General features: G+C 63.8%; 14 protein-coding genes. 9 read left to right on the forward strand and 5 right to left on the reverse strand.

Features of this window, described 5'->3' with window-relative positions; translation table 11 throughout:
- Window positions 1-601: tetratricopeptide repeat protein (locus ISS20_RS08950; protein ID WP_291435770.1), on the reverse strand; the 601-nt coding region annotated here is incomplete at its 3' end.
- 327 nt (window positions 602-928) lie between these two features.
- Here ISS20_RS08950 and ISS20_RS08955 point away from each other — a divergent pair.
- On the forward strand, window positions 929-2,782 hold the full coding sequence (locus ISS20_RS08955; RefSeq protein WP_291435772.1) for a long-chain fatty acid--CoA ligase: 1,854 nt from the start codon (window positions 929-931) through the stop codon (window positions 2,780-2,782).
- A gap of 15 nt (window positions 2,783-2,797) precedes the next feature.
- Here ISS20_RS08955 and ISS20_RS08960 read toward each other — a convergent pair whose 3' ends face one another.
- The gene (locus ISS20_RS08960; protein ID WP_291435774.1) at window positions 2,798-3,919 is read right to left on the reverse strand and encodes a saccharopine dehydrogenase NADP-binding domain-containing protein; all 1,122 of its coding nucleotides are present in this window, start codon (window positions 3,917-3,919) and stop codon (window positions 2,798-2,800) included.
- Window positions 3,920-4,087: 168 nt separating this feature from the next.
- Here ISS20_RS08960 and ISS20_RS08965 point away from each other — a divergent pair, with 168 nt between their 5' ends.
- Window positions 4,088-4,540, forward strand: coding sequence for an Lrp/AsnC family transcriptional regulator (locus tag ISS20_RS08965; protein WP_291435776.1), 453 nt, complete (start codon window positions 4,088-4,090; stop codon window positions 4,538-4,540).
- Between the two features lie 101 nt (window positions 4,541-4,641).
- Here the strand turns inward: ISS20_RS08965 and ISS20_RS08970 are convergent, their stop codons facing one another.
- Window positions 4,642-5,229: a lysophospholipid acyltransferase family protein gene (locus tag ISS20_RS08970; RefSeq protein WP_121420213.1), complete on the reverse strand. Its 588-nt coding sequence runs from the start codon at window positions 5,227-5,229 to the stop codon at window positions 4,642-4,644.
- 323 nt (window positions 5,230-5,552) lie between these two features.
- Between ISS20_RS08970 and ISS20_RS08975 the strand changes: the two genes are divergently transcribed.
- Window positions 5,553-6,734 carry an alkane 1-monooxygenase gene (locus tag ISS20_RS08975; RefSeq protein WP_291435783.1) on the forward strand — a complete coding sequence of 394 codons (1,182 nt, stop codon included), beginning with the start codon at window positions 5,553-5,555 and terminating at the stop codon, window positions 6,732-6,734.
- A gap of 272 nt (window positions 6,735-7,006) precedes the next feature.
- Window positions 7,007-8,020, forward strand: a complete 1,014-nt coding sequence (gene dusA / locus ISS20_RS08980; protein WP_291435785.1) for a tRNA dihydrouridine(20/20a) synthase DusA — start codon at window positions 7,007-7,009, stop codon at window positions 8,018-8,020.
- Here the strand turns inward: dusA and ISS20_RS08985 are convergent.
- Window positions 8,013-10,847, reverse strand: a complete 2,835-nt coding sequence (locus tag ISS20_RS08985) for an EAL domain-containing protein (protein ID WP_291435787.1) — start codon at window positions 10,845-10,847, stop codon at window positions 8,013-8,015. The genes dusA and ISS20_RS08985 overlap by 8 nt on opposite strands.
- Before the next feature lie 215 nt (window positions 10,848-11,062).
- On the opposite strand from ISS20_RS08985, the gene ISS20_RS08990 reads away from it, so the two are divergent.
- The 3 genes from ISS20_RS08990 (at window position 11,063) to rsxB (ending at window position 14,663) form a co-directional block, all read left to right on the forward strand.
- Complete coding sequence (locus ISS20_RS08990) at window positions 11,063-12,151, forward strand: GTP pyrophosphokinase family protein (protein ID WP_291435789.1); 1,089 nt, start codon at window positions 11,063-11,065, stop codon at window positions 12,149-12,151.
- Between the two features lie 203 nt (window positions 12,152-12,354).
- A complete protein-coding gene (gene phaZ / locus ISS20_RS08995) occupies window positions 12,355-13,959 on the forward strand; it encodes a polyhydroxyalkanoate depolymerase (RefSeq protein WP_291435791.1) in 1,605 nt (534 codons plus the stop codon).
- The gene (rsxB, locus tag ISS20_RS09000; protein WP_291435793.1) at window positions 13,956-14,663 is read left to right on the forward strand and encodes an electron transport complex subunit RsxB; all 708 of its coding nucleotides are present in this window, start codon (window positions 13,956-13,958) and stop codon (window positions 14,661-14,663) included. Before phaZ ends, rsxB begins: the two co-directional genes overlap by 4 nt.
- Before the next feature lie 44 nt (window positions 14,664-14,707).
- Here the strand turns inward: rsxB and ISS20_RS09005 are convergent, their stop codons facing one another.
- Window positions 14,708-16,195 carry a methyl-accepting chemotaxis protein gene (locus ISS20_RS09005; RefSeq protein WP_291435795.1) on the reverse strand — a complete coding sequence of 496 codons (1,488 nt, stop codon included), beginning with the start codon at window positions 16,193-16,195 and terminating at the stop codon, window positions 14,708-14,710.
- Between the two features lie 181 nt (window positions 16,196-16,376).
- Here ISS20_RS09005 and dapC point away from each other — a divergent pair, with 181 nt between their 5' ends.
- Together dapC and dapD are read left to right on the forward strand one after the other, a co-directional pair.
- Entirely contained in the window at window positions 16,377-17,582 is a 1,206-nt protein-coding gene (dapC, locus tag ISS20_RS09010) for a succinyldiaminopimelate transaminase (protein ID WP_291435797.1), read from the forward strand.
- Window positions 17,583-17,598: 16 nt separating this feature from the next.
- Window positions 17,599-18,432: a 2,3,4,5-tetrahydropyridine-2,6-dicarboxylate N-succinyltransferase gene (gene dapD / locus ISS20_RS09015; RefSeq protein ID WP_056744941.1), complete on the forward strand. Its 834-nt coding sequence runs from the start codon at window positions 17,599-17,601 to the stop codon at window positions 18,430-18,432.
- Window positions 18,433-18,462: the final 30 nt, after the last annotated feature.

Below are 18,462 nucleotides of genomic sequence, written 5' to 3' on the forward strand. Positions count from 1 at the left end.
GGTTCTGTTGAGCTGCCTTTACCACCCACTGTCCTGCAAGAGCATAATCTTTGGACACAGCAACGCCCTGCGCATAGATATTTCCAAGATTATATTGCGCTGATGCGTAGCCCATGGCTGCAGAGATTTCATACCAATAGATGGCTTTCTGAATATCCTGGGGAAAATCGTTCCTTCCCGTAGCATAGATATGCCCCAGGTTGAATGCAGCGACAGCATCTCGCTGCTGTGCCAGCTCTTCCAGCAGACTGACCGCCTTGCGAATGTCCTGCGGGACACCACGCCCTTCCTCATAAAAATTGGAAAGATTGAATTTTGCGGCCGATACCCCGGCCGCTGCAGCTTTCTCGAACCATTTGGCTGCCAGGGCATCACTACGCTCTCCACCCAGGCCTTCCGCATAAAAACCTGCCAAATTGTTCTGGGCATTCGCATCGCCCGTATAGGCCGCGACTTGATACCAGATTTTTGCCACGCCATACATGGAATTCCTTTGCGCCTGATTACCTATCCGCATAGCATTCTTCCAGGAAAAAAGCATGAGGCTCAGCAGAAGCAAAAAAAGCAGAATATTGATAATTTTTTGGCGCTTGTAAGTCATCCATATCCCTATTTATTTTCGACCGACAGATATATAAAAAATGCACACTGGTGCCGCGCACCACTTCCTTGGTGTCCGCTGAGGGTGGGTTGAACGTGAGCCCCGAGGCGCGCAGCACACCGAGCCGGGCTCTGGCGGCGTGCTGGATTGTGGTCGAACCAACGCAGGGCCCAAGCGAATACTGCCCAGATCATTCCAGTAACAGGAACACACCATTTACAAAATGAAAGGGTTGAGCGCACGCGTCCACTGCGGGGCCAGTGGGTATGATCACTCGGGTTTTTACTGAGGCCGCGCGCTTGCGCCACGCCTTTAACGCAGAGTCTGATGCCCCCTATTCCTTCTGACATCTCCAGCGTTCAGACGCTGCCACAGCTTCTCGCCTACCGCGCTGCCAGCACCCCCGACGCCGAGGCCTACCGGGCTTTTGACTCCTCCCGTCAGACATGGGCCAGCCTGACCTGGGCACAGACCGCAGAGCGCGTGAGCACGTGGACCCACGCCCTGGCCGCAATGCAGTTGCCCCCGGCGGCCCGCGTGGCCATCTTGCTGCCCAACAGCCTCAATGCCATGTGTGCAGACCAGGCCACGCTGGCCGCCGGCGACGTGCCCGTGCCTCTGCACGCCATCGACAACCCCGGCAGCATCGCCTACATCCTGGCGGACTGCGAGGCCTCGATGCTGTTCGTGAGCCAGGCCGAGCAATGGGAAAAGATCCGCGCCGTGGGCACGTCCTTCCCGGCCCTGCGCGCCGTGGTGATTACCGATGACGACGACGCGTTCAAGCCCACCCCAGCGTCGAGCGATAACCCGGCCGTGGGGTCGCTGGCGCAATGGCTGACGGGCGCGGCGCAAACGGACGCATCCACCGCGGCCACAGGCCCGCAGGCCGATGACTTAGCGGCCATCGTCTATACCTCTGGCACCACCGGCAAACCCAAGGGCGTGATGCTGACCCACCGTAACGTGGTCAGCGACGTGAAGGCCGTGCTGGAGCGCATTGCACCCACGGTGGACGACGTGTTCCTGTCGTTCCTGCCGCTGTCGCACACCTTTGAGCGCACGGGCGGCTACTACCTGCCGATTGCAGCGGGCAGTTGCGTGGCCTATGCCCGCTCGGTGGCCCAGCTGGCGGAAGACCTGAAAACCATACGCCCCACCGTGCTGGTGTCGGTGCCGCGCATCTACGAGCGCATTCACGCTAAGCTGCTCGAAAAGCTCTCGCCCACGCCCTGGAAGATGCAGCTGTACGAAGCCGCGCAGAACAAGGGCTGGGCCCGCTTCTGTGCCGTGCAAGGCCTGCCCGCCCCGGCAGCCAGCGAAGGCCAGGCCGCAGGCTGGATGGCCGCCCTGCCCTGGCCCCTGCTGCAAGCGCTGGTCGCCAAGCCGCTGCTGGCCCAGTTTGGCGGCCGCGTGCGTGTGGCGGTGAGTGGCGGCGCACCGCTGTCGCCCACCATTGCGAAGTGTTTTCTGGGCCTGGGCCTGCCGCTGATCCAGGGCTACGGCATGACCGAGACCGCACCGGTGGTGTCGGTCAACGCACTGGACGACAACGACCCCGCCTGCGTAGGCAAGGCCCTGCCCGGCGTGGAAGTGCGTATCGGCGACAACCACGAGCTGCAGGTGCGCGGCCCCATCGTGATGAAGGGCTACTGGAAGCGCCCCGAAGACACCGCACGCATCCTGAGCACCGACGGCTGGTTGGGCACCGGCGACCAGGCCGACATCGTGAACGGCCGCATTTACATCAAGGGCCGCATCAAGGAAATCATCGTCACATCCACCGGCGAAAAGATCCCACCGGGCGACCTGGAACTGGCCCTGCTGGCCGACCCCCTGCTGGAGCAGGCCTTTGTGGTGGGCGAAAACCGCCCCTTCATTGCCTGTGTGGCCGTGCTGAACCCGGGCGAGTGGCAGCGGCTGGCCGCTGACCTGGGCCTGAACCCCCAGGCCGCCGACAGCCTGAACCACCCCAGCGTGCACCGTGCTGTGCTGGCGCGCATCGAAAAGAACACCGCCAGCTTTGCCCGCTATGCCGTGCCGCGCACGGTGCACCTGACGCTTGATCCCTGGACGATTGAGAACACCTTCATGACGCCCACGCTCAAGCTCAAGCGCAACAACCTGATGGCGCACTTTGCCGAGGCCATTGAGGGCATGTACCAGAAGCCGGGGCGCTGAGCCTCGGCTTGCTTCTTACAACACCAACTCGCCCTCCCGGGCGTAGGCGGAACCAAAGCGGTTGGCCAGAAAGTCCGCAAGCGCCACGGACTCCTGCCCGACAAAGCCCTGCTGCGGCAACTTGCCTTGCGCCACCAGGTCCAGCGCCGTGCAGATGCCTGCGGCCGTGGTGAGCTGGATGGCGCTCAGCGTGTGCCCGGCCACTTGCGTGCCCACGATATGGGCCGAGTACGAGTCCTGCACCAGCCGCCCGCCCCTGAGGCCTGATGCGGTGGCAAACACCACGATCACGTCCTGATCGGTGGTGGGGATGGCGGTTTCGAGAATGTCCTTGAGCAGATCGCGCCGGTCGCGCAGGCGCAGGTCGTTGAGCAGCAGCTTCAGGATGGCGTTGTGGCCGGGGTAGCGGATGGACTGGTAGTCCACCTGCCGCGCCTTGCCCGCCCACGTTTCTGTCAGCGTGCCCAGCCCGCCCGAGGTGTTGAAGGCCTCGTACTCCACGCCGTCCAGCGCAAAGGTTTCCAGCCCCTCCAGCGCAGGCACCGTGGTGCGCACGCCGTCCACAATCGCCTCGCAAGGGTTGCAGTATTCGTTGATGAGGCCCTCGGTGCTCCAGGTGAGGTTGTAGCGCAGGGCGCCCTGCGGATAGCGGGGCAGCGCGCCCACGCGCATGCGCAAGGTGTGCAGGGTGTCAAAACGGCGAGCCAGATCGTTGCCCACGATGCCGATGAACCCGGGAGCCAGGCCGCACTGGGGCATGAGCACGCTGCGGGCATTGGCGGCGAGTGCGCGAATGGCCTGGGTGCTGGCCACGTCCTCGGTCAAGTCAAAGTAATGCACTCCGGCTGCGGCGCAAAGCGTCGCAACCGGCACGGCGCGGTGAAACGGCAGCGCGTTCAACACGGCAAAACGGCCATCGATGGCGGCCTTCAGGCCTGCGTCGTCAGTCGCCAACTCGGTGGATACGCCCAAAGCCGCCACTTCGGCCAGACGCGCCGGGTCGCGGTCCACCACCAGGATGTCGTAGTCGCCGGCCTGCTGCAGCAGCAGCGCCATGGCAAAACCGATGTGGCCAGCCCCCAGGACGGTGATGGAGTGGCGGGCGGTGGTGTTGGAATGGGTGGAAAAGGTGGTCATGGCAGCGCTCCCGGTAGTGCTCACCGCATGCAGCGGAGAGGTGTTGTGGATGCCTTGATGCTAGGCAATGGCACTGTCAATGTGTAGCGTTCAAAACGTCGAAAGCTGCTTTCTTTTTTGCCACAACGGCGAATATGATGGGCGTTATGACTTTTTGAAGAAACGCGCATGAACCAGACCTTGGATGACACCGACCGGCAACTGCTCAGCCTGCTGCAGACCAATGCGCGCGAGGGCACAGCCACGCTGGCGCGCAAGCTCGGCCTGGCCCGCACCACCGTGGTGGCACGCATCGCGCGGCTGGAGCGCTCTGGTATGGTGGCCGGTTATGGGGTGCGGCTGGGCACCCGGCTCGATGCCACCACCGTACGGGCCTGGTGCAGCATCAGCGTGTTGCCCAAAACAGCGCCCACTGTGCTGCGCGCGCTGGAGGCTATGGCGGAAGTCGAAGAAGTGTCGGCCGTGAGCGGGCCGTTTGACTACCTGGTGTTCTTGCGCTGCGCGAGCCATGAGCAGCTGGACACCCTGCTGGACAAGGTGGGGCAACTCGATGGCGTGCACCAGACGCAGACCAGCATCGTGCTCAGCCGCAAAATCGATCGGCGAAGTGTGGGGGCGTGAAGGCGGCTGCCACCAACGCAGCAACTACATTTTTGATAGCATTCGGTGCTTTCTATATAAGCACCAGAGGCCGATTTCATTCAACAATTTGACGACCCACATCAGGTCTCAAATTGCTTGGGGTTCTTGCCCTGGATGGGCGCATAAAACGCCTTGATACGCGCCATGTCGCTGTCGAGGTCACCCGTGGGCTCGAACACCGGGCCCAGGCCGCCTACCTTGCGACCATAGTCCACAAACGCAAGCACGATGGGCACGCCCGCCTGCTGAGCGATGAAGTAAAAGCCTGTCTTCCAATGCCGCGTTTTGCCGCGTGTGCCCTCGGGCGGCACGATGAGTTGCATGGGGCCATCGGCCTCCCGCATCGCCTGGGCCGACGTGGCGACCAGGTTGCCGGACTGCTCCCGGTTCACCGGAATGCCGCCCAGCCAGCGCATCACGCCACCGAACGGCGCCTTGAACAGGCTGTGTTTGCCCATCCAGTACACCCGCAAGCGCAGCGAGAAGGCCAGCATCAGCGTGTATGGTAGGTCCCAGTTGCTGGTGTGGGGCGCGGCAATCAGCACACTTTTGGCGGCGTGGGTGGGCAAAGCGCCTTCAATCTTCCAGCCGGTGATGCGCAATGTGAAACGGGAAAAAGCGCGCAAAAGCGTGTTGACAACCGGCGTGTCAAAAATGGTGTGGTGCATGGGAAACGGGGTGACAAAACGGAGCCCGGGGCGCTGAAACAGGCGGTGGGCCCGTGGCTCCGCAGGCATCGAGAGCGCCGCGAGTATCGCTGATAGCGCCAATGCCCCGTCTTGACGCAAGGCAAAGTGCAGCAGCCGCTGCTTGCAAGCACCCAGTGCAGAGCACTCACTATTTCACGGCAACCAGGGCAATCAATACTGGCGCTATCGGTTGTTTTTAGCCAGTTTTCCGTAGCAAATGCAGAATGCCAAATAAAACTGGCATTTGCTCCCCGCCCGTCCAGAATGCACCATTTGCAGGCCCGTGTTGTCAACGCCGCCCCATGCTGCAAGCCCCATTGCCCACCACCCCGCCCTACTGCGACCGCAAGCGGTATGCGTGGCTGCTGTCACTGGTGGTGCCATGCACCGTTGGCGTGGGCCCGGCGCTGATGGGGTGGACAGGCGACCCACTGGCGCTGTGGGCGCCGGTGGCCTTTTTCTACCTCGTCGCCCCGTTGCTCGACTGGCTGCTGGGCGTAGACCGAAGCAACCCGCCCGAGTCCGCCGTGCCCGCACTGGAGCGTGACCGCTACTACCGCCGCATCACCTACCTGCTGGTGCCGGTGCTTTGGGCGGCTTTCGTCTTCAGCGCCTGGTGGGTGGCCACGCAGCCCCTGCCCTGGCATGGCGTGCTGGCGATGGTGCTGACCACCGGCACGGTGGGTGGGTTCTGCATCAACCTGGGGCATGAGCTGGGCCACAAGAACACGGCGCTGGAGCGCTGGCTGGCCAAGCTGGTGCTGGCGCCCACGGCCTATGGGCACTTCTTCATCGAACACAACCGAGGCCACCACCGCGATGTGGCCACGCCGGCCGACCCGGCATCATCGCGCATGGGCGAGTCCATCTACCGCTTTGTGCTGCGTGAAATGCCCGGGGCTGCACGCCGCGCCTGGGCGCTGGAAAAAGACCGACTGGCCCGCCAGCACCAGCCGGTGCTGTCGTGGCACAACGAGATCCTGCAGCCCGCGCTGATCACCGTGCTGCTCTGGGTCAGCCTGACTTTTTGGCTGGGTGCGGGCATCCTGCCCTTTTTGCTGGTGGCGTCGTTCTGGGCCAACTTTCAGCTCACTTCGGCCAACTATGTCGAGCACTACGGCCTGCTGCGCAGGCGCGATGCCCGTGGCCGTTACGAACCCTGCCGCCCGCAGCATTCGTGGAACAGCAACCATGCGTTCTCCAACTGGGCACTGTTCCATCTGCAGCGGCACTCCGACCACCATGCCCACCCGCTGCGCCGTTACCAGTCGTTGCGGCACTTTGACGATGTGCCGCAACTTCCCATCGGCTACTTCGGCATGTTTACCCTGGCCTATGTGCCGCCGCTGTGGCGCCGCGTGATGGACCCGAGGCTAATGGCCCAGGTGGGCCACGACGCCGCCCACATCAACATCGACCCACGCCAGCGGGCAAGGATCGTGCGGAAATACGGGTTGCAAGAGTTGAGGCAGAGCGAGTATTGATGCCCTGGCACCCGGGCGCATGAACCCTGCAGGCCACAACTCACGGCCTCATGCACTCCATATTTGATAGCAACCAGAGCAAATAGCACTGGCGCTTGCGCCCGTTTTGATCCAAAACCCTGCTCCAACACCCTCTGCGCAGGCAGTGGGATAATTACGGCTTCGCGACTGCAGCCCCGCAGCGCCCCCGACCAGAGGGGCGTTCTGCTGCAGAACCTCCCCTCCCCGCCCTTCGTTGTTTGCCTGTGGAACCCACCTTGAGCCCCTGGCGCATGTCCGTCGCCCCCATGATGGACTGGACCGACCGCCACTGCCGTTACTTTCACCGGCTGCTGACCCGCCAGACCCTGCTGTACACCGAGATGGTGAACGCGGGCGCCATCATCCACGGCGGTACCGAGCGCCACCTGCGCTTCAACGCCGAAGAGCATCCCGTGGCCCTGCAACTGGGCGGCAATGAGCCCGACAAGCTGGCTGAGGCCGCACGCCTGGGCGCGCAGTGGGGCTATGGCGAAATCAACCTCAATTGCGGCTGCCCCAGCGACCGCGTGCAGCGCGGCGCGTTCGGTGCCAGCCTGATGAAGTCGCCCCAGCTGGTGGCCGACTGCGTGAAGGCCATGAAGGACGTGGTGGATGTGCCTGTCACCGTCAAGCACCGCATTGGCATCGACAAGGTGGAGGACTACGGCTTCGTGCGCGACTTCATCGGCACGGTGGCTGAGGCCGGGTGCACCGTGTTCATCGTCCATGCGCGCAATGCCTGGCTGCAGGGCCTGAGCCCGAAGGAAAACCGCGATGTGCCGCCCCTGCGCTACGAGGTGGTGCACCGCCTCAAGGCCGAATTTCCGCAGTTCACCATCGCCATCAACGGCGGCATCACCACCGACGCGGTGGTTCAGGAGCAGCTCATGCACCTGGACGGCGTGATGATTGGCCGCGAGGCGTACCACAACCCCTGGTGGCTGGCCCGCTGGGACCAGCTCTACTACGGCGAACAAGGTGGTGTGCCCTGCCCCCTGACGCGCGAAGAGGTCGAAATCAAGATGGTCGAGTACATGGAGCGCGAGGCCGCCCAATACGGCACCCCCTGGCCCCACATCGCCCGCCACATGCTGGGCCTGCGCCACAGTCTGCCGGGCGCCCGCATCTGGCGCCAGGTGTGGAGCAACCATCTGCTCAAGGACCGCCCCGCGCGGGAGGTACATGCGCTGGCGGTGCAGTCGTATGCGAGCGCTGCGCCCGAACAAAGCGTTGGGCCTGGCGCACTGGCCACTGCGGCTACGTAATCAGCCGCCCCAGCCAGGCGGCCAGCGGCTCGGGCCGCGCGAACAGGTAGCCCTGCAGGCATTCGCAGTGGCTCTCCACCAGAAAGTCCGCCTGGGCGCGTGTCTCCACACCCTCGGCCACCACGCGCAGGTGGAGGTGACGGGCCACCGAGATGATGGACTGCACGATGGCCGTGTCATTGGGGTCGTCTGGTGTGTCGTCCACAAAGCTCTTGTCGATCTTGAGCTCGTAAAGCGGCAACCGCTTGAGATAGGCCAGGCTCGAATAGCCGGTGCCAAAGTCGTCAATGGAGAACCGCACGCCCAGACCCACGATTTCGGTCATGCGGGCGATGGTGTCGTCCAGGTCCTCAATCAGCAGGCTTTCGGTCACCTCCAGGATCAGGAGGGCCGGGTTGGCGCCGGTGTGGGCCAGGATGTGGCGCACGCGCTCCACAAAGTCGTCCTGGCGGAACTGCCGCTCGCTCACATTGACGGACAGCGAAAGCTCGCGCCCCGCTGCCTGCAAGCGCGCCAGGGTTTCGCAGGCCTGCTGGATCATCCAGTCGCCCATGCGCAGGATCAAGCCGGAGGCCTCGGCGATGGGGATAAAGCGGCTGGGGGGCACATTGCCTCGCACGGGGTGCTCCCAGCGCATCAGCAGCTCGCCGCCCACCACGGCGCCGGATGCGTCCACCTGGCTCTGCACGAATGCAGCCAACTGGCCCAGAGCGTGGGCTTTCTTCAGGTCCTGCTCCAGCGCCAGGCGTTCCTGCACATCAGCCTGCATGGCCGCTTCATAAAAACGAATGCGGTTGCGGCCCAGGTCCTTGGCGCGGTACATGGCGGTGTCGGCCTCGCGCAGCAGGTCTTCAACGCCCTCGCCACGCTTGGGGAACAGCGTGATGCCGATGCTGCCGGTGGTGCTGTAGAGGTGGGTGTCGATGGTGTAAGGCGCCTCCAGCGCTGCGCGCATCTCTTCAGCCACCAGCAGCGCGGCACGCCCGGCGGACTCCATGTCCGACGCCACGTTGTGCACCAGCACCACAAACTCGTCACCGCCCAGGCGCGCCACGGTGTCTCCAGGGCGTTGCAAATGTGTGAGCCTCTGGGCCACCTGCATGAGCAGCGTATCGCCCACCGTGTGGCCCCGCGCGTCGTTGATCTGCTTGAAGTTGTCGAGGTCGATGTAAAGCACAGCGCCCACCTGCGCGGCCTTTTGGGCGTTGGCCAGCGCATGCTCCATGCGGTCCAGCAGCATGCGTCGGTTGGGCAGACCAGTGAGCGCATCAAAGTACGCCAGCTGGTGTGACCGCGCCTCGGCTTGCTTGCGTTCGGTAATGTCGCGCGACAGTGCGATGAACCGCGGTTCGTCGCCAGGCGCTGCACTCTCCTTGCGCGCAATCGACAACTCAAACCAGTGCGTGGCACCGCGCAGCTCCAGCCGGAACTGGTGGCCGGATGAATACCCGGTGCGGTGCGCGGCCTCCAGCGCCGCATGGCACCCGGCAGCGGCTTCGGGGGGGACTACGTCGCGCAGCAGACGGCCTAGAAACATCTCGGGTGGCACGGCCAGTTCTTCGGAACGCGCCGAACGGTAGTGGTAGATGCAGCCATCCAGCCCCAGTTCGAACAACAGGTCGGGAATGGCGCTGAGCGTGCTTTCCAGATCGTCGCGAGTCGCGCGCAGTTCGGCCGTCATGTCCCGCGCCAGGACCACGGCACGCTCACGCCCCGTGGCCAGCAGCCAGGTGAACCACGCCAGAATCAGGCTCAGCACGGAGCCCAGCAACGCCACCGGGTGGTGTCCATCGTCCTGAAAGCGCTTGGAGAAGCCCGGTAGGGGAGCCATCTGCAAGGTCCAGCGGCGACCACCCAGTTCCAGTTCACGCCGCGCCTGCAAGCTCAATCCGTCAGCAGTGCGGAGCGAGGTCTTGAGGTTGCTGAACAGCAGCGCGGGTTGTGCACTCCCCGGGGCATCCACCTCCGACCCCGGTCCCACCGGGGCAGCGCCTGGGGTGGTGTCGATGATCTGCAAGCCAATGTCGGCGTCGAATTCGCGGGACATGCCATGGATCACATCCTCCATGAGAAACGGTGCGGATACCCATCCCGCCAGCCCCAGTCGCCGCCCTTGTACGGTGCCGCTGTCTGCGTTGGCCGCGTACAAAGGCAAGTACATCACCAGCCCTGACGTACCGTTCTGCATGAGTGTCAGGCGGCCGGACAATGCCAGCGCACCGGTATCGCGTGCGCGGTCCAGCGCTTCCTTGGCGGGGGGAATGGTCAGCACATCAAAGCCCAGTGCCTTGAGGTTGGGGCCCTCCAACGGCTCGATGTGGGTGATGGGGGCCATCAGGTCGCGCTCGCCAGGCGGGCGCACTGCGTATTGGTCGAAGCCACGTTGGCGCATGTCCTCCAAGTGGGCGGACAGCGCCTTGCCTGGGAACTGCAAGATCAGCGACACCCCTTGAAGCCCAGGCCGGGTGGCCTGCAACTGCAGAGCACTCACATAGGCCTGGAACTCTGCGCGGTCAATGCGTTCCGAACCCTCAAAGTAGCCCTTGACGCCGCGCAACACCACTTCGTAGGTCGCCATGCGGTCCTTGAGGTTGTAGGCGATCTGGTCGGCCGCCACCTCAAAGTTCTGTTCGCGCTTGGTCCGCGTGTTCTTCTCTTCGCTTTGCCAGTACAGAAAGGTGAGGCCCAGCGTCAGCAGCGCAATCAACGGGGGCAACACCACGGGCAGCCAGCGGTGGTTGCTGGTGCCAGCCACTCCGTCAGACACCCACAGCCCCTGCCGAGGTCCGGCGGTTGCATCGTTGTCGGGGGGCGGGTGGGGTGTCATGGTAGGCGGTGTGTGTTGGATGCACAGGCATCTTGAATCGGCGGTGCTGCACCATTATGAGCATCTGTCCTGCGCCGAAAAGAGGCATTCGCGCGCAAACTCCACGGGACGGGTCACGGCATGGCGTTTATGCTCGCACCCGCTGGGCCACAGGCGTATGCGCCCGCACCCACTTTCCGTATCAACCCTGGCAACACCCACCACAAAGGCCTGGCATGGCATCGCTTGATTTCGACCTGGAGGAATCCCAATTTCGCGCTTGGTACGCCGGGCAAGCGGTGGCGCTGGAAGACACCTGCGCTACGCTCACTGCGCGGGTGGCGGCGGTGGTGACCCAGGCGGGGGGCGTGGACATCACCAAGGTGGAGGGCCGCGTCAAGGATGTGGACGAATGTGTGCGCAAGTTCGTGCGCAAGTACCGTCCGGCGCTGGAAGAGAGCAACACCCCCTACGACATAGAGACCTACATCACCGACCTGATTGGTGTGCGGGTGGTGTGCCTGTATGAAGACGAGCTGGAAAAGGTCGCCCAGATAGTGCGCGCCCATTTCGCCGTGATCGATGTGACCGACAAGGTGTCGGCGGTGGAAAGCACGGAAGCGTCGTTTGGCTACAAGGGGCTGCACCTGGACCTGCGGCTGAGCGTGGCCGAGCGCGACCTGCCAGAGCACGCCGCCTATGCGCCGTGGCCCTTTGAGCTGCAAGTGCGCACCATCATCCAGGACTCGTGGAGCGTGCTGGACCACAAGATCAAGTACAAAAAATCCATTCCGGGCCAGCTCAAGCGGCGCATCAACGTGTTGTCGGCCTTGTTCGAGCTGGCCGACCGCGAGTTCCGCCAGATCCGGGATGCCACAGCGGCCGAACTGCTGCAGGCACCTGACGAAACTGCCGAGCCGGCACCCGATGTCGCCGCAGATTTGCAGGCCCCCGCCCGCTCAGCAGCCACCAGCAGCGAACTGAACGCGTTCACTTTCTTGAAGATCGCAACGCATTTCTTCAAGGACTTCGAGTTCGAGCCGTCCAAGGTCGATGGGTTTGTGGACGACATCCAGGCCTGGTCGGCAGGCATGACACGTGCGCGCTTCAACAGCCTGATGCGCGAGACGATCGGGGTGGTCAAACGCTACAAGCAGCACTTTGAAGAACAAAACCCGCAGGCAAGCTTCAACCCGTACACCGTGATCCGGCACTGTCTTTACTTGAGTAACAAGACCGCTTTCCGCCCCGCATTGCGCAATTCCGCCCGGGAGTCGTTCGAGGCCTGGCTGAACGACAACGCGGAGCCCAAAGTGCAGGGATAAGACAAAAATCGGCACAAGCGCTGGTACTCATTGCCTGGATTGCTATCGTTTTTGATAGCGCAATATTTGTTCTTCCGCACACCGAGGCCTGCACCCGAGCGCTGCCGCCTGTCACATTAGCGACTCTGCATTGGTGGTTTTACTCCATGCGCTTGTTACCAAGTGCTGCTATATTGCACTGCAACAAATCGGAGTTTCGCCCCATGCTGTACCACCTCTACGAAACCCAGCGCTCCCTGATGGAGCCCTTCACAGATTTTGCGCAGGCGGCTTCCAAGTTATTCAGCAACCCCGTGTCGCCGCTGAGCCAAACCTCGGTGGCCCAGCGCATGGCTGCGGGCTACGACCTGCTGTACCGCCTGGGCAAGGACTACGAAAAGCCCGCCTTTGACATACACACGGTGGATGTGGACGGCATCGGCGTCGCCATCCATGAGCGTATCGAGGTCAACAAGCCCTTTTGCGAACTGCGCCGGTTCAAGCGCTTTTCGGACGACCCTGCCACGCTGACCAAGCTCAAGGGCCAGCCCGTGGTGCTCATTGTGGCTCCGCTGTCAGGCCACTACGCCACGCTGCTGCGCGACACCGTGCGCACCATGCTCAAGGACCACAAGGTCTACATCACCGATTGGAAGAATGCACGTCTGGTGCCGATGTCGGAGGGTGAATTCCACCTGGACGACTACGTCAACTACGTTCAGGATTTCATCCGTCACCTGCAGGGCATCTACGGCAACTGCCACGTGATCAGCGTCTGCCAACCCACGGTGCCCGTGCTGGCAGCCGTGTCGCTGATGGCCAGCCGGGGCGAAAAAACGCCCCTGACCATGACCATGATGGGTGGCCCCATCGACGCCCGCAAGTCGCCCACGGCGGTGAACAACCTGGCCACCAATCGCAGCTACGAGTGGTTCGAGAACAACGTGATCTATCGCGTGCCGGAGAAATTCCCAGGCGCGGGTCGCCGCGTGTACCCTGGCTTTTTGCAGTACACCGGGTTTGTGGCCATGAACCCGGACCGGCATGCGACCAGCCACTACGATTATTTCAAGGACCTGATCAAGGGCGATGACGCCAGTGCCGAGGCCCACCGCAAGTTCTACGACGAGTACAACGCCGTGCTGGACATGGATGCGGACTACTACCTGGAAACCATCCAGACCGTGTTCCAGGACTACAAGCTGGTAAACGGCACCTGGGATGTGCGCTCGCCGGACGGCAAGATCGAGCGCGTGCGCCCGCAAGACATCAAGACCACCGCCCTCTTCACGGTGGAGGGCGAACTGGATGACATTTCTGGTTCGGGCCAGACCGAAGCCGCCCACGACCTGTGCAGCGGCATCGTGCGCAAGGAGCAGCGCCATCTCGAAGCCAAGGGAGCCGGACACTACGGCATCTTCAGCGGCCGCCGCTGGCGCGACATCGTGTACCCCAAGGTACGCGCATTCATCCTGGAGCACGAGTTGCCTGCCAAGCCAGCCACAGCGGCCGCAGCCACCACACCTGCGCACAAGCTCTCCAGCCCAACACCCGCTCCTGCCAGGGTTGTCAGCAAGCCCGCACCGGCAGCCAAAACCGCCGTGACCAAGGCGACCAAGGCGCCTACGGCAGCAGCCAAGCCTGCCCCAGACCGCGCTGCAGCCAAGCCCGTTGCGGCCACCTCTGTGGCCACGCGCTGGGTGCAGCCCGCCGCAGCCCCCACAGGTGCAGCGCAGGCGCCCACCGCTGATCTGGCCACGGCCCAGACCAGCGCCACGGCGGCGCCGTCCACCCGCAGTGGCAGCAAGAGCAAGGCGCGCAAGGCTTGAGCCACCCCGTCTCTGCCAGCTCCACCCCATCCCACGCTGCCCCCGCCGACCTCGCAGCGCGGATTGATGCCGCCCTGCCCCAGACGCAGTGCACGCGCTGCGGCTATCCCGACTGCGCCAGCTATGCGCAGGCCATCGCCCAGGGGGAGGCGGCCATCAACCAGTGCCCTCCGGGCGGTGCTGAGGGCATCGCCCGCCTGGCCGCCATCACGGGCCATGCCGTGACGCCGTTGAGTGCAGACCACGGGGTGGAGGCACCGCGCAGCGTGGCCTTCATTGACGAGGCGTGGTGCATTGGCTGTACCCTGTGCATCAAGGCCTGCCCCACCGATGCCATCGTGGGCTCCAACAAGAAAATGCACACCGTCCTCGAGCCTTACTGCACGGGCTGCGAGCTGTGCATCCCGGTCTGCCCGGTGGACTGCATCCAGCTTGACAGCGCCAGCGGCACGGCAACCGGGTGGGCCGCGTGGTCTGATTCGCTCGCGCACCAAGCCAAGCAGCGTTATCTGCAACACCGTCAGCGGGTGCCGCTGGAGGATATAGAGGACGAGGGCTCTGGCGCAAAGGCCGATTCGACATCGGCCGCCAGATCCAACCCGGCGGCCGCTGCGGTGGCCGCCGAGGGCATGGAGGCACGCAAGGCGGCCATTGCCGCCGCGATGGAGCGCGCGCGGCAACTACGTGAAAAGGGCGCGCGCTGAGAGCGGTGCCTAGTCCGCCAGACTAGCCACCGCCTGTCTGCTAGTTATCGCGCGGCCAGCGATTTGTACACGCCGCAGCCCACGTACCAGTCCCCCACCCGGCTCACGTAGGACATCTTGGTTTGCACCGCGCCGGTGGCCGGGTTGTTGATGTCGTACTCCACCCAACCCGGTGCACGGTCGGCCTGGGTCACGATGTCGCTCACCAGGCGGTCGCCTGCAATGCCTGGAATGTCCTGGACGCGGGTACCGACCTTGGCCGGGTTGCCGCCAAAGGCCAGATAGGTGCCAGCCGTGTCCAGCACAAACACATACATGTCGCGGTCATGGTAGGGCTGGGTCTTGTCGGTGATGCTGCGCAGGAATTGATCGCGCGAACTGGTCTTGTGCAGCGCCACCGCCTTGTTCACCAGGGACACCGCTTCATCGGCTGTGCCCTGCTGCAGGCGAAATGCCGCCACCGCCTGCGACAGGGTGGACGCGCGGTGCTCCAGTGCCTCTGCCTGCGAGACTGCATGCCCCACCATCTGGGCGTTGTGCTGCGTGATCTGGTCGAGTTGCTGCACGGCAGAACTGACTTCGCTCAGGCCCGTGCTCTGCTCAGCGCTGGAGCCGGATATCTCGGTCATGCTGACCGCCACGCTGCGGATGCCGCTGGCCATGTTGGCAATGCCTTCGCCCGCCGACCGGATCAGCCCTGCGCTGGCCTCCACCTGGCTGACCGAGGCGCCGATCAGCTCGCGGATCTCCCGCGCAGCGTCGCCCGAGCGCTTGGCCAGGGTGCGCACTTCGCCCGCCACCACGGCAAAGCCCCGGCCCTGCTCACCCGCACGGGCGGCCTCCACCGCAGCATTCAGGGCCAGGATGTTGGTTTGAAAGGCAATGCTGTCGATGACGCCAATGATCTCGGTCATGCGGCGTGCGCTTTGCTGGATGGCTTCCACCGACTGCACTGCACGGGCCATGGCCTCGGCACCGGTGTCGGCAGCCTTGCGCACATCGGCGGCACGGGCATCGGCGCTGCGCGCGGTCTGTGCGTTGTTCTGCACGGCGGACGATAGCTGCTCCACGCTGGCTGCCGTCTGCTCCAGGTTGGCCGCCTGCTGTTCGGTGCGGTCGGCCAGCGACCGGTTACCCTGAGCCAGGCTTTGTCCTGCATGGGCCACCAGCGCGGCATTGCTGCGGATATCGGCCACCATGGACGACAGCGTCAGCACCATGCGGTCGAGCGACTGGGCCATGGAGCCGATCTCGTCGCGCCCATAGACGCCCGCCCGAGCGCACAAGTCGCCACGTGTGGTCTGCTCCATCGCATGCGCCAGTCCTTGTAAGTCAGACGCCAGGCCCGCATACAACGCGCAAAGGGCATATAGAACCACAGAGGCAGCCAGTGCCACACCCCACCACGGAGCATCCACGGCCGCTAACGCCAGGGCGGCCCCCATCAGCACGCCCAGCGTCATCAGTTTGCCCGGCAGGTGCCACCTGCGCATCCACCAAAGCCCGGGGCGCAGCGGTAGGAATCCAGACATCTTGTCTCCGTTATCGTTTTTGAATGTGGGCCATGCTATGTGCCCGCTCTTACGTCGGATTGACAACTCTGCGCGGTGTAAACAGTGCTTGACTCCGCGCCTCGCCCCGACCCTCGCCATAGACGGCGCGACACCCTGCACCGCGCCGTGTGCGTATGCCCTTCGCCCATAATGTCGCTCCATGAATCCCCTGCTCTCCCAACTCCAGCCTTACCCCTTCGAGCGGCTGCGGCAACTCTTTGCGGGAGTCACTCTCCCGGCGGCTTACAGCCCCATCAGCCTGGGCATGGGTGAGCCGCGCCATCCTACACCGCAGTTCATCAAAGATGCACTCAGTAACAACCTGGGCGGACTGGCCAGTTACCCTGCCACCGCCGGTGAACCCAAGCTGCGCGAGGCGTTCACCCAATGGATACGGCAGCGCTATGCGCTGACCCTGGACCCTGGCACCCAGGTGCTGCCCGTCAACGGCTCGCGTGAGGCACTGTTTGCGTTTGCGCAGACGATCATCGATCCCTCGCAAGGCCAACCGCTGGTCGTCTGCCCCAATCCGTTCTACCAAATCTACGAAGGTGCCGCCTTGCTGGCGGGGGCCCAGCCGTACTACGCAGCCAGCGACCCAGGCCGCAACTTTGCAGTGAACTGGGACGCTGTGCCCGAGGCTGTGTGGCAACGCACCCAGCTGCTCTTCGTCTGCTCCCCTGGCAACCCCACCGGCGCCGTGATGCCGCTCAGCGAGTGGAAGAAACTGTTTGAGCTGAGCGACCGCTACGGCTTTGTGATTGCCTCGGACGAGTGCTACAGCGAGATCTATTTCCGCGACGAGCCGCCCCTGGGCGGCCTGCAGGCTGCGGCGCAGCTGGGGCGTGGCGACTTCAAGAACCTGATCTCCTTCACCAGTCTGTCCAAACGCAGCAATGTGCCCGGCATGCGCAGCGGCTTCGTGGCTGGCGACGCAGCGCTGATCAAGTCTTTCTTGCTCTACCGCACCTACCACGGCAGCGCCATGAGCCCCATCGTGCAGGCCGCCAGCATCGCGGCCTGGAGTGATGAAAAGCACGTGGTGGAAAACCGGGCGCTGTACCGCAAGAAGTTTGCCCAGGTCACGCCGCTGCTGGCTGGCGTGATGGAAGTCGCCCTGCCGGATGCCGGTTTTTACCTGTGGGCCAAAGTACCGGAAGCCCTGGGCATGGACGATGCCGAGTTCGCGCGCGCCCTGCTGGCTCAATACAATGTCACGGTGCTGCCCGGCAGCTACCTGGCCCGCGAGGCCCAAGGGAGCAACCCCGGCGCCCAGCGCGTGCGCATGGCCCTGGTGGCCGAAGCCGAAGAATGCGTGGAAGCTGCGCTGCGCATCGTGCAATTCATCCAATCCCGTACTGCCTGATCTGATCGACAACAACATGACCCAACAACTCCAAACCCTCATCGACAACGCCTGGGAAAACCGCGCCAGCCTCTCGCCAGCCGCCGCCCCCAAGGAGATTCAGGACGCCGTCGAGCATGTGATTGCCGAGCTGAACAACGGCAAGCTGCGCGTGGCCACCCGCGAAGGCGTGGGCCAGTGGACCGTGCACCAGTGGATCAAGAAGGCCGTGCTGCTGTCGTTCCGTCTGAAGGACAACGAAGTCGTCAAGGCTGGCGACCTGGGCTTTTACGACAAGGTGCAGACCAAGTTTGCCCACCTGTCCGAAGAAGAAATGAAAGCCACCGGCGTGCGCGTGGTGCCTCCTGCTGTGGCCCGCCGTGGCAGCTTCATCGCCAAGGGCGCGATCCTGATGCCGTCGTACGTGAACATCGGCGCCTACGTGGGCGAAGGCACCATGGTCGACACCTGGGCCACCGTGGGTTCGTGCGCACAGATTGGCTCCAACGTGCACCTGTCGGGTGGCGTGGGCATTGGCGGTGTGCTGGAGCCTCTGCAGGCCGGCCCCACCATCATTGAAGACAACTGCTTCATCGGAGCCCGCTCCGAGGTGGTCGAAGGCGTGGTGGTCGAAGAAAACTCCGTACTGGGCATGGGTGTCTACCTGGGCCAGAGCACCCCGATCTTCAACCGTGCCACCGGCGAAATCAGCTACGGCCGCGTGCCCTCGGGCTCGGTGGTGGTCAGCGGCAACCTGCCCAAGACGGCCGCCAACGGCACGCCCTACAGCATGTACGCTGCCATCATCGTCAAGCAGGTGGACGCGCAAACCCGCTCCAAGACCAGCATCAACGACCTGCTGCGCGACTGATTTGATGGCATGAAGGTGGCCCGTTCGGCC

Origin of the sequence: Acidovorax sp. (genome assembly GCF_016783915.1) — a bacterium.
Taxonomy (GTDB): Bacteria; Pseudomonadota; Gammaproteobacteria; order Burkholderiales; family Burkholderiaceae_C; genus Acidovorax.

Bases quoted from the DNA above. Each gene is read 5' to 3' on its own strand.
- dapC (WP_291435797.1), top strand. From the start codon at position 16,377: ATGAATCCCCTGCTCTCCCAACTCCAGCCTTACCCCTTCGAGCGGCTG.
- ISS20_RS08985 (WP_291435787.1), bottom strand. From the start codon at position 10,847: ATGACACCCCACCCGCCCCCCGACAACGATGCAACCGCCGGACCTCGG.
- ISS20_RS08965 (WP_291435776.1), top strand. From the start codon at position 4,088: ATGAACCAGACCTTGGATGACACCGACCGGCAACTGCTCAGCCTGCTG.
- ISS20_RS08990 (WP_291435789.1), top strand. From the start codon at position 11,063: ATGGCATCGCTTGATTTCGACCTGGAGGAATCCCAATTTCGCGCTTGG.
- ISS20_RS09005 (WP_291435795.1), bottom strand. From the start codon at position 16,195: ATGTCTGGATTCCTACCGCTGCGCCCCGGGCTTTGGTGGATGCGCAGG.
- ISS20_RS08970 (WP_121420213.1), bottom strand. From the start codon at position 5,229: ATGCACCACACCATTTTTGACACGCCGGTTGTCAACACGCTTTTGCGC.
- dapD (WP_056744941.1), top strand. From the start codon at position 17,599: ATGACCCAACAACTCCAAACCCTCATCGACAACGCCTGGGAAAACCGC.
- dusA (WP_291435785.1), top strand. From the start codon at position 7,007: ATGTCCGTCGCCCCCATGATGGACTGGACCGACCGCCACTGCCGTTAC.
- ISS20_RS08955 (WP_291435772.1), top strand. From the start codon at position 929: ATGCCCCCTATTCCTTCTGACATCTCCAGCGTTCAGACGCTGCCACAG.
- ISS20_RS08960 (WP_291435774.1), bottom strand. From the start codon at position 3,919: ATGACCACCTTTTCCACCCATTCCAACACCACCGCCCGCCACTCCATC.
- phaZ (WP_291435791.1), top strand. From the start codon at position 12,355: ATGCTGTACCACCTCTACGAAACCCAGCGCTCCCTGATGGAGCCCTTC.
- ISS20_RS08975 (WP_291435783.1), top strand. From the start codon at position 5,553: ATGCTGCAAGCCCCATTGCCCACCACCCCGCCCTACTGCGACCGCAAG.